The organism is Mesorhizobium sp. P3_A10 (genome assembly GCF_056403175.1).
Window position 1 is genome coordinate 425196 of record NZ_JBFUFZ010000004.1, and the last position, 16601, is coordinate 441796.

General features: G+C 64.1%; 13 protein-coding genes. 8 read left to right on the forward strand and 5 right to left on the reverse strand.

Annotated elements, in window-relative coordinates:
• Window positions 1-2 precede the first annotated feature (2 nt).
• The 4 genes from xdhA to AC1DXU_RS18835 all read left to right on the forward strand — a co-directional run bounded on the left by xdhA (window position 3) and on the right by AC1DXU_RS18835 (window position 5720).
• Window positions 3-1484, forward strand: a complete 1482-nt coding sequence (gene xdhA / locus AC1DXU_RS18820; protein ID WP_477371347.1) for a xanthine dehydrogenase small subunit — start codon at window positions 3-5, stop codon at window positions 1482-1484.
• Entirely contained in the window at window positions 1484-3823 is a 2340-nt protein-coding gene (gene xdhB, locus AC1DXU_RS18825; protein WP_477371350.1) for a xanthine dehydrogenase molybdopterin binding subunit, read from the forward strand. The genes xdhA and xdhB overlap by 1 nt, the downstream gene beginning before the upstream one ends.
• Window positions 3824-3897: 74 nt before the next feature.
• On the forward strand, window positions 3898-4779 hold the full coding sequence (gene xdhC / locus AC1DXU_RS18830) for a xanthine dehydrogenase accessory protein XdhC (RefSeq protein ID WP_477371353.1): 882 nt from the start codon (window positions 3898-3900) through the stop codon (window positions 4777-4779).
• A 110-nt stretch (window positions 4780-4889) separates the two neighbouring features.
• A complete protein-coding gene (locus AC1DXU_RS18835; RefSeq protein WP_477371355.1) occupies window positions 4890-5720 on the forward strand; it encodes a PhzF family phenazine biosynthesis protein in 831 nt (276 codons plus the stop codon).
• 13 nt (window positions 5721-5733) lie between these two features.
• On the opposite strand, the gene AC1DXU_RS18840 is transcribed toward AC1DXU_RS18835, so the two are convergent.
• The 3 genes from AC1DXU_RS18840 to AC1DXU_RS18850 form a co-directional block, all read right to left on the reverse strand.
• Window positions 5734-6984 carry an LLM class flavin-dependent oxidoreductase gene (locus AC1DXU_RS18840; protein ID WP_477371358.1) on the reverse strand — a complete coding sequence of 417 codons (1251 nt, stop codon included), beginning with the start codon at window positions 6982-6984 and terminating at the stop codon, window positions 5734-5736.
• Window positions 6981-7958: an LLM class flavin-dependent oxidoreductase gene (locus AC1DXU_RS18845; RefSeq protein WP_477371361.1), complete on the reverse strand. Its 978-nt coding sequence runs from the start codon at window positions 7956-7958 to the stop codon at window positions 6981-6983. Before AC1DXU_RS18845 ends, AC1DXU_RS18840 begins: the two co-directional genes overlap by 4 nt.
• Window positions 7959-8059: 101 nt before the next feature.
• The gene (locus tag AC1DXU_RS18850; protein WP_477371364.1) at window positions 8060-8980 is read right to left on the reverse strand and encodes a LysR family transcriptional regulator; all 921 of its coding nucleotides are present in this window, start codon (window positions 8978-8980) and stop codon (window positions 8060-8062) included.
• Window positions 8981-9118: 138 nt separating this feature from the next.
• Here AC1DXU_RS18850 and AC1DXU_RS18855 point away from each other — a divergent pair, with 138 nt between their 5' ends.
• The 4 genes from AC1DXU_RS18855 (at window position 9119) to AC1DXU_RS18870 (ending at window position 13762) form a co-directional block, all read left to right on the forward strand.
• Complete coding sequence (locus tag AC1DXU_RS18855; RefSeq protein WP_477311172.1) at window positions 9119-10336, forward strand: urate hydroxylase PuuD; 1218 nt, start codon at window positions 9119-9121, stop codon at window positions 10334-10336.
• Between the two features lie 2 nt (window positions 10337-10338).
• Window positions 10339-11655 (forward strand): guanine deaminase, encoded by a 1317-nt coding sequence (guaD, locus tag AC1DXU_RS18860; RefSeq protein WP_477371367.1) that lies wholly within the window; start codon window positions 10339-10341, stop codon window positions 11653-11655.
• A 347-nt stretch (window positions 11656-12002) separates the two neighbouring features.
• Window positions 12003-12506 (forward strand): heme-degrading domain-containing protein, encoded by a 504-nt coding sequence (locus AC1DXU_RS18865; RefSeq protein ID WP_477371369.1) that lies wholly within the window; start codon window positions 12003-12005, stop codon window positions 12504-12506.
• A complete protein-coding gene (locus AC1DXU_RS18870; RefSeq protein ID WP_477371372.1) occupies window positions 12503-13762 on the forward strand; it encodes a glycerate kinase type-2 family protein in 1260 nt (419 codons plus the stop codon). The genes AC1DXU_RS18865 and AC1DXU_RS18870 overlap by 4 nt, the downstream gene beginning before the upstream one ends.
• Before the next feature lie 19 nt (window positions 13763-13781).
• Here the strand turns inward: AC1DXU_RS18870 and AC1DXU_RS18875 are convergent, their stop codons facing one another.
• Window positions 13782-15197, reverse strand: coding sequence for a glutamine synthetase family protein (locus AC1DXU_RS18875; protein WP_477371375.1), 1416 nt, complete (start codon window positions 15195-15197; stop codon window positions 13782-13784).
• On the reverse strand, window positions 15194-16576 hold the full coding sequence (locus AC1DXU_RS18880; protein ID WP_477371379.1) for an aspartate aminotransferase family protein: 1383 nt from the start codon (window positions 16574-16576) through the stop codon (window positions 15194-15196). Before AC1DXU_RS18880 ends, AC1DXU_RS18875 begins: the two co-directional genes overlap by 4 nt.
• Window positions 16577-16601: the final 25 nt, after the last annotated feature.

Sequence of the window (16601 nt, forward strand, 5' to 3'; positions counted from 1 at the left end):
GCATGGCCAAAGCCAAGATACGCAACGAGATCCGCTTCATCCTCAATGGCGAGGACGTCGCGCTCTCAACGGTTGCGCCCGATGAGACCTTGCTCGACTGGCTGCGGCTCAACCGGTCGCTGCGCGGCACCAAGGAAGGTTGCGCCGAAGGCGATTGCGGCGCCTGCACCGTGCTGGTCGGCAGGCTCAGCGCCGGAAAACTGGTCTATGAAAGCGTCAACGCCTGCATCCGCTTCCTCGGCTCGCTCGATGGCACCCATGTCGTCACCGTCGAGCATCTTCGCGGCGACGGAGAAAAACTGCACCCTGTGCAGCAGGCGATGGTCGATTTCCACGGCTCGCAATGCGGCTTCTGCACGCCGGGCTTCGTCATGTCGCTCTATGGCCTGTGGATGCGCTCGCCGGAGCCATCGGATGCGGCAATCGAAAAGGCGCTGCAAGGCAATCTCTGCCGCTGCACCGGCTATGAGGCGATCATGCGGGCCGCGCGCGCCATTTCCAGTTACGGCAAGGCGGCAAAGGACCCGCTGGCGGCGGAGCGCAAGGCGATCACCGCAAAGCTTGCGGCGATGAAAGACGGGTCGCGCGTCGAGATCGGCGCCGGCAAGGCGCGGCTGGTCGTTCCGGCCGATGCCGATGACCTGGCCAGTGTGCTCGACAAGCAGCCGGGCGCCACCATCGTCGCCGGCTCGACCGATGTCGGCCTGTGGGTGACCAAGCACATGCGCGATATCTCGCCGGTGGTCTTCATCGGCAATCTCGACGGTCTCTGCACGATCTCCGAGGAGAAGGGCGTCATCTCGATCGGCGCCGGCGTCACCTACAGCGACGCCTTCGCGACGCTGGCGAAGCGCATTCCGACGCTCGGGCCGCTGTTTGACCGCATCGGCGGCGAGCAGGTGCGCAACATGGGCACGATCGGTGGCAACATCGCCAACGGTTCGCCGATCGGCGACACGCCGCCGCCGCTGATCGCGTTGGGCGCGCAACTGACGCTGCGCCGCGGCAAGAAACGGCGCACGATCGCGCTGGAGGACTTCTTCATCGCCTATGGCAAGCAGGACCGGCAGCCGGGCGAATTCGTCGAGGCCGTGCATGTCCCTGTGCCGGCCAAGCGAACAAAGTTTGCCGTCTACAAGATCACCAAGCGCCGCGACGAGGACATCACCGCAGCCCTCGGCGCTTTTTTCCTGGATCTGGCCAAGGACGGTACGGTGGCTGACATTTGCATCGCCTATGGCGGCATGGCGGCGACGCCGAAACGCGCCCTCGGTGTCGAGCAGGCGCTGCTCGGCAAACCCTGGTCGGAGGCGACGGTCGAGGCGGCAATGGCCGAATACGCAAATGATTTCACCCCGCTGACCGATATGCGGGCAAGTGCCGAATACCGGGCGCTGGCGGCAAAGAACCTTTTGTTGCGCTTCTTTGCCGAGACCAGCGATACCGGAGCGCCATTCCAGGTTTCACGGAACGAGGCGGCCTGATGAACAAGCACGCCACCCCCAATCTCAAGGCGCAAAAGATCGCCGGCGGTGTCGCCACCAACCAGCGCCATGATTCCGCGCACAAGCATGTCAGCGGCACCGCGATCTATATTGACGACATGCCGGAACCGGCCGGCACGCTGCATGGCTGCCTCGGGCTGTGCACGGCCACGCATGCCACCATCACGAAAATGGACCTGTCGGCGGTGCGCTCGGCGCCTGGCGTCGTCGATGTGCTGACGGCCAAGGATATACCTGGCGAAAACGACATTTCGCCGACCGGCCGTCACGACGAGCCGGTGCTTGCCGACGGCAAGGTGCAATTCTATGGCCAGCCGATCTTCTGCGTCATTGCCGAAACCCGCGAGCAGGCCCGCCGGGCGATAAGGCTGGCCAAGGTCGAATACCAGGAATTGCCCTTCGTCACCGACATCGGGGAACTCAACCCGAAAAAGGACAAGCTGGTCACGCCGCCGCTAACGCTGAGGCGCGGCGATGCCGCGGCCGCGATCAAGGCCGCGCCGCGCCGGCTGAAGGGAAAAATGCGCATTGGCGGCCAAGAACACTTCTACCTCGAAGGCCATATCGCCATGGCCATTCCGGGCGAGGACCAGGACGTCACCATCTATTCCTCGACCCAGCATCCGAGCGAAGTGCAGCACATGGTCAGCCATGCACTCGGCGTGCCAAGCAACGCCATCACCGTGGAAATCCGCCGCATGGGCGGCGGCTTCGGTGGCAAGGAAACGCAAGGCAACCAGTTTGCCGCTTTGGCCGCCATCGCCGCGAAAAAACACCATCGCGCGGTAAAGATCCGGCCCGACCGCGATGACGACATGATCGCCACCGGCAAGCGCCACGACTTTCTCGTCGACTACGAGGTCGGCTTCGACGATGACGGCAACATTTTGGGCGTCGACTTCATGTTCGCGGCGCGCTGCGGGTTTTCGTCGGACCTGTCCGGCCCGGTCACCGACCGCGCGCTGTTCCACTGCGACAACACCTATTTCTGGCCGGCGCTGCACGCGCAGTCGGCGCCGCTCTACACCAACACCGTGTCCAACACCGCCTTCCGCGGTTTTGGCGGCCCGCAAGGCATGGTCGGCGCCGAGCGTGTCATCGACGAGGTCGCCTTTGCCGTCGGCAAGGACCCGCTCGAAATCCGCAAGCAGAATTTCTATGGCACCTCAGACCGCAACATCACGCCCTACCACCAGACGGTCGAGGATAACATCATCCAACGCATCGTATCCGAGCTGGAGGCGAGTTCGGACTATGCCAGGCGCCGCCGCACTATCGAGGCCTTCAACGCCAACAGCCGCTACGTCAAGCGCGGCCTGGCGCTGACGCCGGTCAAATTCGGCATCTCGTTTACCGCCACCCATTACAACCAGGCCGGCGCGCTGGTGCATGTCTATGCCGACGGTTCGGTGCATCTGAACCATGGCGGCACCGAGATGGGGCAAGGCCTCTACGTCAAGGTGGCGCAGGTGGTGGCCGAGGAGTTCCAGATCGATCTTGATCAGGTCAAGATCACCGCGACGACGACCGGCAAGGTGCCGAACACCTCGGCCACTGCAGCATCGTCCGGCACCGACCTCAACGGCATGGCGGCTCAGAACGGCGCGCGGCAGATCAAGGACCGGCTGACCAATTTCGCCGCCGAAAAGTACCAGGTGCCGCGCGACCAGGTGGTTTTCCTGCCCAACCGGGTGCGCATCGGCAACCAGGAAATCCCTTTCGCCGATCTGGTCAAGCAGGCCTATATGGCCCGCATCCAGCTGTCGGCGGCGGGCTTCTACAAGACGCCGAAAATCCACTGGAACCGCGACAAGGGCGAGGGTCGCCCGTTCTACTATTTCGCCTATGGCGCCTCGTGCTCGGAAGTCTCGGTCGACACGCTGACCGGCGAATACATGGTCGAGCGCACCGACATTCTGCACGAGACCGGCCGCTCGCTGAACCGCGCCATCGATCTTGGCCAGGTCGAGGGCGGCTTCATCCAGGGCATGGGCTGGTTGACCACGGAAGAATTGTGGTGGGACGCCAAGGGCCGGCTGCGCACCCATGCGCCGTCGACCTACAAGATCCCGCTCGCCTCCGACCGGCCGAAAATCTTCAATGTGACGCTGGCCGACTGGCCGGAAGCCGGTGAGCCGACGATCCACCGCTCCAAGGCGGTCGGCGAGCCGCCGTTCCCGCTCGGCATGTCGGTGCTGCATGCGCTGTCGGACGCGGTGGCGAGCGTCGCCGGCCACAAGGTCTGCCCGCGCCTCGACGCCCCGGCAACACCGGAACGCGTGCTGATGGCAATAGAGCGGCTGAAGGCCAAGGCTTGAGTCTGGCCCCAGGGTTGGCAATGCGTGCAAATCGGGTCGAAAAAGCCTATGTTTCCCGTACGGGAATGCAAATGATGAACTCGAAAGTGCAAAGCCTGAAAGACTTCCTTGCCGGTCAAGGCCGCGTCGCTTTGGTCGAGGTTGCCGGGACGAAAGGCTCGACGCCGCGCGAGAAGGGCGCCTTCATGCTCGTCTCGGCATCGGCCATTTTCGGCACGATCGGCGGCGGCCAGCTCGAATATATGGCGATCGACAAGGCCCGGCAGATGGTGGGTAAAGAAGCCCGCATCGAGGTCGACGAAATCTGCGCCACCCTCGATGTGCCGCTCGGGCCCGAAATCGGCCAGTGCTGCGGCGGCAGGGTCGAAGTGCTGATCCGGCTGGTCGATGCGGCGCTGGCGCAGGAGCTGGTTGCGGCGACGGAAGCCGAGGAAGCGCAACTGCCGCACGTCTACATCTTCGGCGGTGGCCATGTTGGCCAGGCACTGGCCTCGGCAGCGGCCTTGCTGCCGGTGCATGTCGTGGTCATCGAGACGCGAGCCGAGGCGCTGGAGGGCATGCCGGAAACGGTCGAAACCAGTCTGACGCCAATGCCCGAAGCGATGGTGCGCAACGCGCCCGAGGGAACCGCCTTCGCCATCCTCACCCACGACCACGCGCTGGATTTCCTGATCGTCGCCGAGGCGCTGAAACGTGACGATGCCGCCTATGTCGGCATGATCGGCTCGAAGACCAAGAAGGCGACGTTCAAGAACTGGTTCCTGAAGTCGGCGGACGGCAGCGCGGAGGAATTTGCCCGCCTCGTCTCGCCGATCGGCGGCGATGCCGTTAGGGATAAGCGGCCGCCGGTGATCGCGGCACTTGCCGCCGCCGAGATCATGACGGCGCTGGTCGTCCACACGGCCGCGTCAGCAGTCTCGTATCCTGCGTCTCACAACAAGGCGATGGCCAGCTGACGCGGTTTGCCGGCTGTGAGCTAAAGTCACAGCAGCTCCTCGCTTTCCCAGGTTCTCAAATGAGCTGAGAAGGTGTTTCCTGCCTCCCTTGCAGCATGAGGCAGAGACAAATGGACGTATTGAGAATCGCGGCCTTTTCCGATGGTGACAGCGGCGGCAATCCCGCTGGAGTGCTGATCGGCGACGTCTTGCCCGATGCCGTCAAAATGCAGGCAATAGCGGCTGAAGTCGGATTCTCGGAAACCGCCTTTGCCGCACCCGACGGCGATAACTGGCGAGTCCGCTATTTCTCGCCGGAATCGGAAGTTCCGTTCTGCGGCCACGCCACGATCGCCTTGGGCGCGGCGCTGGTTCGGCAGTTCGGCGATGGTGTTTTCGCGCTGACCCTCAACCAGGCTTCGATCACCGTCGAGGGGTTTCGCGACGGTGCGAACATCGCCGCCGCACTGCAATCGCCGCCGACCCACAGCAAACCGGCTCCGCAGAAGCTGGTCGCCGACGCGCTGGCGCTGTTCGGCTATTCCGCAAGAGATCTCAATCCGGCCATTCCGCCGGCGCTAATCCATGGCGGCGCCGACCATCTCGTGCTGGCGCTGAAGTCACGCCAGGCGCTGGCCGCCATGGCCTATGAGCTGAAAGCCGGACAGACCCTGATGCGGCGCGAAGGACTTGTCACCATCCTGCTCGCTTACGCCGAAACGCCGCGACTGTTCCACACCCGCAACCCGTTTGCCTCCGGCGGCGTCTACGAGGATCCGGCGACCGGCGCTTCGACGGCAGCGTTTGCCGGCTATCTGCGCGACCTCGGTTGGCCGCATGGCGGTGCGATCGATATCGTCCAAGGCGAGGACATGGGCATGGGCTCACGTTTGCATGCCGACATTGCGCCTCAGCCAGGCAGCTCGATCAGGGTGTCGGGAACCGCTCGGATGATGGCGTAGACGCTGCCGGATCTCACGCCGGCCGCTTCAAGCCGAGATGGTCGCGCAGCGTGCGGCCTTCATATTCCTTGCGGAACAGGCCGCGCCGCTGCAGCTCCGGCACAACCAACCTGGCAAAGGCATCGAGCTCGCCGGGAAAATATGACGGCATGACGTTGAAGCCGTCGGCCGCCCCGCCTTCGAATCGCGCCTGCAGTTCGTCGGCGACCTGTGCCGCCGTGCCGACGATGCGCCAATGACCGCGCGCGCCGGCGAAATGACGGGCAAGCTGACGGATGGAAAGGCCGTCGCGGCGCGATTGCTCGACGACCAGCGCCTGCCTGCTTTTCATCCCCTCGCTCTCCGGCAGCTCCGGCAACGGCCCATCAATGGGGTAGCGCCACAGATCGGAAATGCTGAGATAACTGGACAGCAGTGCTACGCCGACATCGTCGGGGATCAGCTCCTGCAACTCCTCATATTTCTCGCGGGCTTCCGCTTCCGTTTCGGCCACCACGGGCGCCACGCCCGGCATGATCTTGATGTCGTCCGGCTCGCGCCCATAGGCCGCCATGCGCCCCTTCAGGTCATCGTAGAAGGCCTTGGCTTCTTCAAAAGTCTGCGCCGCCGTGAACACGACATCGGCGCTGCGGGCGGCCAGGTCGCGGCCGACATCCGAGGCGCCGGCCTGCACCATCACCGGCGCGCCCTGCTGCGAGCGCGGCAGGTCGAGCGGGTCGTGCACCGAAAAACTCTGACCGTTGTAACCGCCGTCCAGCTTGCCATGCCAAAGTCCGGTGACCACTTCGGCGAATTCTCGCGCCCGCTCATAGCGGTCGGCATGGGGCCGGAGGCCCGTGGAGCCGAAATTGGCTGCTTCGATGGGGCTGGCCGACGTCACCAGGTTCCAGCCGGCGCGGCCGCCGCTCAGATGATCGAGCGAGAGGAAGGTCCGTGCCAGCCCGTAGGGTTCGTTGTAGCTTGTCGACGCGGTGGAGACGAGACCGATGCGGCTGGTCTGAACTGCGAGAGCCGAAAGCAGGCTGATAGGCTCAAAGCCGATCGAACGCGAGGTCTGGCTGGCAATGCCGACATTGGCCTCGCGCAGGCCGGCGGCGTCCTCGCAGAAGATCATGTCGAACTTTGCCGCTTCCGCCGTTCGCGCCAGCTGGATGTAGTGGTCGATGTCGATACCCGCCGTGACATGCGCCTTGGGGTGGCGCCAGGCGGCGATGTGATGGCCTGTCGCCCACAGGAAGGCGCCGAGCTTCATCTGGCGGGTCATTGCTCGCCTCCGCCGGCAAGTCCGAGATGCGACCGCAGCGTCGCTCCGCAATAGCTCTCTCGAATCAGGCCTCGTCGCCGCAGTTCCGGCAGAACGAGATCGACGAAATCGTCGAGGGCCGACGGCTGCACCAGGACGTTGAAACCATCGCAGCTTTTCGACCGAAAGCCCGCTTCGAGCCTGTCTGCGAAGACGTCAGTGCCGTTGATGTTCAGTGTTGTAGTCATCAGCACCTTCACCGCGCCAGGATCGCGACCGAACGCCAGCGCGCGGCGCTTCAGATCGTCATAAATTGCTTTCGTACGCTCAGCAGGCCGCTCGTCCAGCAGGATGACATCGGCAGTGCGGGCGGCGATGTCCATCTCAGGCTCCGCCACGCCGGACAGCACCAGCACCGGCGTGTCCTGCGGTGAGCGCGCGACGTTCAGCGGCCCGCGCACCGAGAAGAACTCTCCCTTATGATCGAGCAGATGCATCCTTTCGGGGTCGTGAAAGCGGCCGCCGCTTTTGTCGAATAGCAGCGCGTCTGCATCCCAGCCTTGCCACAGTCCCCTTACGATGCCGATATACTCTTCGGTACGGCGACGGAAATCGTCGCCGGAGAACCCTTCCGGCCGGCTGAAATTGGCCGCCTCGCGCGGATCCTGCACCAGGGTCGCGTGCCAGCCGATGCGGCCGTGGCTGATGATGTCGAGCGAGGCGAAACGGCGCGCCAGATTGTAGGGCTGGTGGGCGACGGTCGAGGCCGCAGCAACAAGACCGATCCTGCTCGTCACCGTCGCCAGCGCAGCCAGCAAGGTCGTCGCTTCAAAGGGTATCTGTTGGTTCGGCGCCGCATCGGCAAGCAGCACCATGTCCAGCCCGGCTGCTTCGGCCTTTTGCACGAACCGGGCGAGGTGATTGAATTCCTCCGCCCCGGGTGAGGTGTCAGGAACCAGCGAAACGGCAAGATGCATCAAGGTGCCGTTGTCCATGGAAGGTCCCTGCAAGACGACATGCCGGAACTATGTTCGCCCCTTCCCGGGATGGCAACCGCTGCCACTGGGCCAACCGCCGGTCACGTGCCGGCCAGCCATCACTTGCCGGCCAGCAAATCCTTGATCAGCCGCTGGCAGCGCTCGGCCATGAAATCGAGCAGCAGCCGCACCTTGGGATCCTGCAATTTCTTGTGCGGATAGACGGCGGCAAACTGCACCGGCGTCGGCGGCGTATCGGCAAGGATCACCTTCAGCCGCTGGTCGCGGATGAACGGCTCGACCTCGAAGCGCGGCTTGTTGATGATGCCGCGGCCCGACAGCGCCCAGCCGGTCAGCACGTCGCCATCGTCGGTGTCGTAGGGTCCATGCACTTCGAATTTCTGCGGGCCGGTCGGCGTCTGCAGCGTCCACACATATTCGCGTGCGCCGGAATAGCGCAGCATCAGGCAGTCATGCTTCTTGCCGATCAGCTCCTGCGGTTCAGTAGGCTCGCCGCGCGCCTCAAGATATTTCGGCGCCGCCACCAGCACGCGCTCGCATTCCATGATGCCGCGCATTCTGAGGCTGGAATCCTCGATGATGCCCAGCCGGAAGGCAACGTCGATGCCTTCCTTCATGATATCGACATTGTGGTCGGAGAGCCGCAGCCGCACCTCGATGTCAGGGTATTTGTCGTGGAAATCGGGAATGCCCGATGCCACCAGCCGGCGCCCCAAGCCAAGCGGCGCCGTCACCTTGATCGTACCGCGCGGCTGGCCTGACAGTGCTGAGACGGCGGCTTCCGCCTCGGTGATCGCCTCCAGCACCTGCTTGGCGCCCGCATAAAACACCGTGCCGTGCTCGGTCGGCATCAATTGCCGCGTCGTGCGGTTGAACAGCCTGACGCCCAGATGCTTTTCCAGCTCCTTGATGCGGTTGGAGGCCACCGCCGGCGAAATGCGCATGTCGCGGCCCGCCGCCGACAGATTGCCGAGTTCGACGACGCGGACGAAAACGGCGATGTTGTCGAGATAGGCCATGCGGATTCCGTGGCTCTCATGCAGCTGCGTGGGATCAGCTTAGTATTTTCCATTTTTTTTTGAAAGTCATCGTGCACCTCGCCCCTTTCCGTTTGCGCCCCAGTCCGTAAAGTCAGCCGATCGGCAGGGACGACTTCAATGATGGATTTCGCAATTTTCTGGGAATGGCTGAGTTTCGCCGTGCGCTGGCTGCATGTCGTCACCGGCATCGCCTGGATCGGCTCCTCCTTCTACTTCGTCGCGCTCGATCTCGGCTTGCGCCAGCGTCCCGGCCTGCCCGCCGGCGCGTTCGGCGAGGAATGGCAGGTGCACGGCGGCGGCTTCTACCACATCCAGAAATATCTGGTGGCGCCGGCCGAAATGCCTGAGCACCTGACCTGGTTCAAATGGGAATCCTACGCCACCTGGCTGTCCGGCTTCGCCATGCTGTGCGTCGTCTATTACGCCGGCGCCGACCTGTTCCTGATCGATCCCAATGTGCTGCCGATGTCGGTGCCGACAGGCATTCTGCTGTCGATGGCCACCATCGGCGTCGGCTGGGTGGTCTATGATCTTCTGTGCCGCTCGCCGCTGGGGAAAAGCGACACCGGCCTGATGCTGGTGCTTTACGGCGTGCTGGTCTTCATCGCCTGGGGTCTGACCCACCTGTTCACCGGCCGCGCCGCTTTCCTGCATCTTGGCGCCATCACCGCCACGATCATGTCGGCCAACGTCTTCATGGTCATCATCCCCAACCAGAAGATCGTCGTCGCCGACCTGATCGCCGGCCGCAAGCCCGATCCGAAATACGGCAAGATCGCCAAGCAGCGCTCGCTGCACAACAATTACCTGACGCTGCCGGTTTTGTTCCTGATGCTGTCGAACCACTATCCGCTGGCCTTCGGCACGGAGTTCAACTGGGTCATTGCCTCGCTGGTGTTCATCATCGGCGTTCTGATCCGGCACTATTTCAACACCGTGCACAAGCGTGCCGGCAACCCGCACTGGACCTGGATGGCAGCCGCCGTGCTGTTCGTCATCATCATCTGGCTGTCGACCGCGCCGAAGGTGCTGACCGGCGAGCCCAAGGCGTCCGCCGCCGCCGAAGTCTACATCGCCTCCGCACATTTCCCGGCCGTGCGCGACACCGTGCTCGGCCGCTGCTCCATGTGCCATGCCGAGGAGCCGGGCTACGAGGGCATTTACCACGCACCCAAGGGCGTGATGCTCGACACCGATGCGGCGATCGCCGAACACGCCCGCGAGATCTATCTGCAGGCCGGCCGCAGCCACGCCATGCCACCCGCCAATGTCTCAGGGATTACCGACAAGGAGCGGGCATTGCTGGTGGCATGGTTCGAAGGCGCAGGTAAATAGGCATGACATCAACACTTCTGCGCGGCCGCACGCTGTCCTTCCTGCGCTGGCCCGAAAGCATCGACGACCATGCCGCCTGGCGCTACGAGGAGGATGGCGGCCTGCTGATCAGCGATGGCAGGATCGTCGCTGCCGGCGCCTATGCACAGGTCGAGAAACAGGCCGGCGAAGGCGCTGAGAAGATCGACCATCGGCCGCATCTGCTGCTGCCCGGCTTCATCGATGCGCATGTGCATTTTCCGCAGATGCAGGTCATCGCGTCGTTTGGCGCCGAACTGCTCGACTGGCTGAACACCTACACCTTCCCGGAAGAGACGAAGTTCGCCAACGCCCAGCATGGCCGCCGCATTGCCCGGCTGTTCCTCGACGAGATGCTGCGCCATGGCACGACGACGGTCGCCGCCTATTGTTCAGTGCACAAGGCGTCCGCCGAAGCGTTCTTTGCCGAGTCGCACGACCGCAACATGCTCAACATCGCCGGCAAGGTGATGATGGACCGCAATGCGCCAGCCGGCGTGCTCGACACCCCGCAATCGGGCTATGACGACTCGAAGGCGCTGATCGCGCAATGGCACGGCAAGGGCCGGCAACTCTACGCCATCACGCCGCGCTTCGCCATCACCTCGTCGCCCGAGCAGATGGAAATGGCCGGCGCGCTTTGCCGCGAACACCCCGACCTGCATATGCAGACGCATCTGTCGGAAAACCACGCCGAGATCGCTTTCACCCAGGAGCTCTACCCCTGGTCGCGCGACTACACGGATGTCTACGAGCACTATGGGCTGCTGGGCAAAAAGAGCCTATTCGGCCATTGCATCCATCTGTCGGAACGCGAGGCGGATGCTCTCTCGGATACGGGTTCGGTGGCGGTGTTCTGCCCGACCTCCAACCTGTTTCTTGGCTCAGGCCTGTTCGACTATCAGCGCTTTCGCCGCCGCGACAAGCCGCTACGGATCGCCGCCGCCACCGATGTCGGCGGCGGTACCAATTATTCGATGCTGCGCACCATGGACGAAGGCTACAAGGTGATCGCGCTGAACGGCGAGAAGTTGAATCCCTTCCAGTCCTTCTGGCAGCTCACCCGCGGCAATGCCGAGGCGCTATCGGTGGCGGAAAAGGTCGGCACGCTGGACCTAGGCACTGACGCCGACATCGTCGTGCTCGACGCTCGCGCTACGCCTGCCATGCGGCTCAGGATGGAAACGGTGGAGACGCTGGCGCAGGAACTGTTCCTGCTGCAGACGCTGGGCGACGACCGGGCGGTGCGCGAGGTTTACGTGGCGGGAAGACCGGCGAAGAGCGACATGATTGCGGGGTAAGGCCCGCCCCCCGAGGGGAGAGGACCGCAGCTCGACGAAGTGGGGTCGATCTTCGCGCGGGACAAGATGATGGTTGCGCCTGGTTGCCAAGTGGTTCCCCCACTCCGTCGCCGCTTCGCGGCGCCACCCCTCCGGAGGGAGAGGAAGAGGGCCTCGGCTTCGCAGGACGGGCGCCGGTTCGGACAGCTTGGCGCCCTTCCTCTACCCCGTCGATCGGGGGAGAGGTGTCGAGCGAAGCTCGACGGAGTGGGGGTCGACCCTGGCGGGCACGACGACCGCTGCGACGGGAGCTTGACCGGGCGAAGCTTGTCGTACAAACGACGGGTGACGATTTTCGGAGAAAGAAAATGGCCGCTGCGGACGACATTGCTCTGATCCAGAAACAGGAAGAGGCGCTGATCTTCCCGGCCTTTGACGAGGCTGTCGCCTTCAAGATCGGCTCGGCCATCCGCGACCGCGCGCTGGCCGAAAACTTCCCCATCATCGTCGATATCAGGACTTTCGACCGGCCGCTGTTTTACGCAGCGATGCCGGGCTCCAACGCCTCCAATCCGGACTGGGCGCGGCGCAAGATCAATGTGGTGAAACGGTTTCTCAAAAGCACCTATCGGATGGTGCTGGAGCAGCAGCGCCCGGACCGCACCTTCAAGGTCGGCGAGGCGCTGGATATATCAGACTATGTGCTGGCCGGCGGCGGTTTTCCCATAAATGTCAAGGGCGCCGGCGTCATCGGCGCGATTACGGTCTCCGGCCTGCCGGAGCGTGACGACCATGGCGTCGTCGTCGAAGCGATCTGCAACTACCTGCGCCTTGACGCTGCCGAGTTGACACTGCCGCCGGAAGCCAAATGACAGAGCCCAAGCCGTTCCTCATTTCGATCTTCAATGCCGCCGTGGCTGCCGCCGATCCCCAAAGAACCATCAGGGATCATTTGCCGGCAAAGCCAAGGGGCCGCACCATCGTCATCGGTGCCGGCAAAGGCTCGGCGCAGATGGCGGCGGCTTTCGAGAAGGTGTGGGACGGGTCGATCGAAGGGTTGGTCGTCACCCGCTACGGCTATGGCGCCAAATGCGAGCGCATCGAGATCATCGAGGCGGCGCATCCGGTGCCGGACGCCGCCGGCCTCGAAGCGTCGCGGCGGCTGCTCGCCAAGGTGCGGGGGCTGACCGCGGACGATCTGGTGGTGGCGCTGATTTCCGGCGGGGGCTCGGCGCTGCTGCCGTCACCCGCTGGCAGCCTGACGCTTGCCGACGAGATCGCCGTCAACGAGGCGCTGCTCGCTTCCGGCGCGCCGATTGCGGCGATGAACACCATCCGCAAGCATGTCTCCACCATCAAGGGCGGCCGGCTGGCGGCTGCAGCATATCCGGCCAGAGTGGTGTCGCTGGTCGTCTCGGATATTCCCGGCGACAATCCGGCGCTGGTTGCCTCCGGCCCGACCGTTCCCGACACCGGCAGCCGCGCGGACGCGCTGGCGTCGATCGCTGCCTATGGCATGAAGCTGCCGGCTTCAGTCATGGCGCATGTCAATTCGCCGGCTGCCGATGCGCCTCAGCAGGACGATCCGCGCTTTGCTCGCAATGAAGTGCATCTGATCGCTTCGGCCGGCGTGTCGTTGGAGGCGGCAGCTGCCGAAGCCAAACGTCAAGGCATCGAAGCCGTCATCCTCTCCGATTCCATCGAGGGCGAAGCGCGCGAGGTCGGTGGCATCCATGCGGCGATCGCGCGCGAAGTGGCGACGCGCAACCGGCCGTTCCAGAAGCCAGTGCTGATCCTCTCCGGGGGCGAAACCACGGTGACGCTTCGTGCCAAAGGCAAGGGCGGCCGCAACTCGGAATTCCTGCTCGCCTTCGCCGTCGGCATCAGCGGCACACAAGGCATCCATGCGCTGGCCGCAGACACTGACGGCATTGACGGTTCGGAGGACAATGCCGGCGCCTTCGCCGACGGTTCGACGGTGTCGCGCATGCGCGTGGCCGGCGTCGATGCCAAGGCTATGCTGGCCGGCAACAACGCCTGGACGGCCTTCAATGCCGTCGGCGATCTTTTCGTGCCAGGCCCGACTGGCACGAATGTCAACGATCTCAGGGCGATCCTGATTCGCTGAACTTGTGCCGACGGACCGCCTACACCTCGTGCAGATAGAGGTGATAGTCCAGCTCGCTGACCGTGCGCGCGACGCGCAGATATTCGGATTGCTTGATCGCAACAAACGTCCGGTGCAGGTCTTCGCCGAGCGCGCCTTTCAGGAAGGTCGACGCCCTTGCCGCTTCGATCGCGGCGCGCCAGTCCACCGGCATGGTCGTGCGGGTGATTGCCGATTCATAGCCATTGCCGGTGGTTTCGGGTCCGGGGTCGAGACCTTCGTCGAGACCTTTGACGATGCCGGCCAGTACCGTCGCCGCGATCAGATAGGGATTGGCGTCGACGCCCGACGGCCGATGCTCGATGCGCCGGTTTTTCGTATCGCCCGCCGGAACGCGCAGCGCCACCGAACGGTTGTTGACGCCCCAGGTCGGCGCCACCGGCGCGTAGGATTGCGAAACGAAGCGCCGCCATGAATTGGCATGCGGCGCAAACACCAGCATCGATTCGGCCATGGTCTGGATCAGGCCGCCGAGCCCCTGCAGCAATGGCAGCGACCAGCTTTCGCCGCCGGCTTCGGCAAACACGTTCCGGCCGGCTTTATCCTGCAGCGAGACATGGAAATGCATGCCGGATCCGGCATACTTCTCGATCGGCTTGGCCATGAAGCAAGCGGTGACGCCATGGCGGCGCGCCTGTGCCCGCACCAGCCGCTTCAGCATGACAAGGTCGTCGGCCGCCCGCATGACGTCCTTGCGATAGTTCAATGTCAGCTCGTACTGGCCGGGCGCATATTCGGAAATGACCGTTTCTGCCGGGATGCCTTGTGCCTTGGCGGCGGCATAGATGTCGGAAAACAGCGGTTCCATGCCGTGCAGATGGTCGACGGAGTAGACCTCGGTCTTGCCCGAGACGCGGCCGTCGAGCACGGCGTCCGCCGGCTTCACCTTGCCGTCAGCGTCGCGTTCGTTGGCCAGAAGAAAAAATTCGAGCTCGAAAGCGCCGGCGGGATAGAGACCCTTGGCCGCCAGTATGTCCACCTGGCGGGCCAGCGCCAGCCGCGGGTCGGAAGACATCGGCCGGCCGTCGAGCATGTACATCGCCATCAGCAGTTGCCCGCGCGGCGGCTGCGTGCCAAACAGCGGCACCAGCGTGCCGGGGATCGGCCATGCCCTGAGGTCGCCGTCGCCGGTCGTCCAGATCAAGCCGGTCTCGTGTACGTCCTCACCGGTGATGTCGAGGCCGAGGATCGAGATCGGCATATGCCGGCCGCCCTCGAAAATGCTCATCAATTCGTGCCGGCGCACGATCTTGCCGCGGCCGACGCCATTGGCGTCGGTCAGCACGATGTCGAAGGCCTCGATTTCAGGATGCGCGGCGAGGAAGGCTTTGGCTTCGCTGGGCGTCGAGCCCGAAGGTGAGGTCGCTGTTGGGGTCGGCATGCGCGCTTGTCTCATGCCGCAAGCCTTGCCGCAACCGCTGCGAAGGCGGTGATCAACCGGTTGACCTGGGCGCCGGTGGTCGCTGGCGAGATCAGCATCATGTTGTGGAAGGGCGCGATCAGCACGCCTTGATTGACCAGCGCGACATGGATCGCGGCTTCGAGTTCGGGCGCGTGCGCGGCTTCCGCCTCACCGCCATTCCTGAGCGGGCCGGGCGCGCAGATGAACTCGACGCGCGCGCCGACCCGGGAAACATGCCAGGGCAGGCGGTAGCGGTCGATGACGCCGGTCAGCCCGGCGTCGAGCCGCCGCGCCAGATGGTCCATCCGCTCATAGTTCTCTTGCGTCATCACCTCTTCGAGCGCCGCGCGCATCGCCGCGAACTGCAGCGGGTTGGCCGACAGCGTCGTGCCCATGCCGGAATAGCCCGGCTCCTTGGTCCTGTTGTAGGCGGCATAGCGCGTGGCGACGTCGTCGCTCATGCCCCATACACTGGCCGGCACACCGCCGGCGATCGGCTTGCCCAGCACGAAAAAGTCCGGCTCCAGCCCGTATCTTTTTGTGTAGCCGCCGGGGCCGGTCGAGATCGTATGCGTCTCGTCGATCAAAAGCAGCGTGCCGGTCGCGCGGGTGAGACGCCGCAGTGCGTCGTGGAAGCCGGAATCGGGCAGCACCATGCAGGAATTGGTCAGCACCGGCTCGGCGATGACGCAGGCGACGTCGCGGTCCGCGAGTGCTGCTTCGAGTGCTGCTATATCGTTGAATTCGATAACCTTTGCGGTCTTGGTCAGGTCGCGAAACTCGCCCGCCAGTCCCGGCCGGTTGACAGCTTTGCCGTCGACCAGCCGCACCATCGTCTCGTCGACCGAGCCGTGATAGCAGCCGTTGAACACCAGGATCTTTTCCCTTGATGTGACCGCGCGGGCGACGCGCAGCGCAAAACGATTGGCGTCGGTCGCCGTCGTCGCGATCTGCCAGAAGGGCAGGCCGAAACGCTGCTGCAGCAACGGGCCGATGGCCAGCGCATCCTCGGAAGGCAACATGTAGGTCAGGCCGCGCCTGGCTTGGCGGCGTATGGCACGCGCCACCGGCAGCGGCGAATGGCCGAACATAGAACCGGTGTCGCCGAGGCAGAAATCGTCGAGCTTGTTGCCGTCGATGTCGGTGATGGTGGCGCCCTTGGCGCTGTCGACCAGAATCGGAAACGGCGTCGGCCAGTCGTTCATCCAGTGCATCGGCACACCGCCGAAGAAGCCGGGCAGGCCGTTGCCGACCTTGGCTTGCGATTTCGGCCGTGCCTTGCGGAAGACGGAGGCCTCCGCCTCACGCAACTTCGCGATGCGGGCGGGGCTGACGCCGCCAATGGAAGTCGTTGAATGGTCGATTGAATGCATGAAGAACCCTCTCGCCCGGCACTGT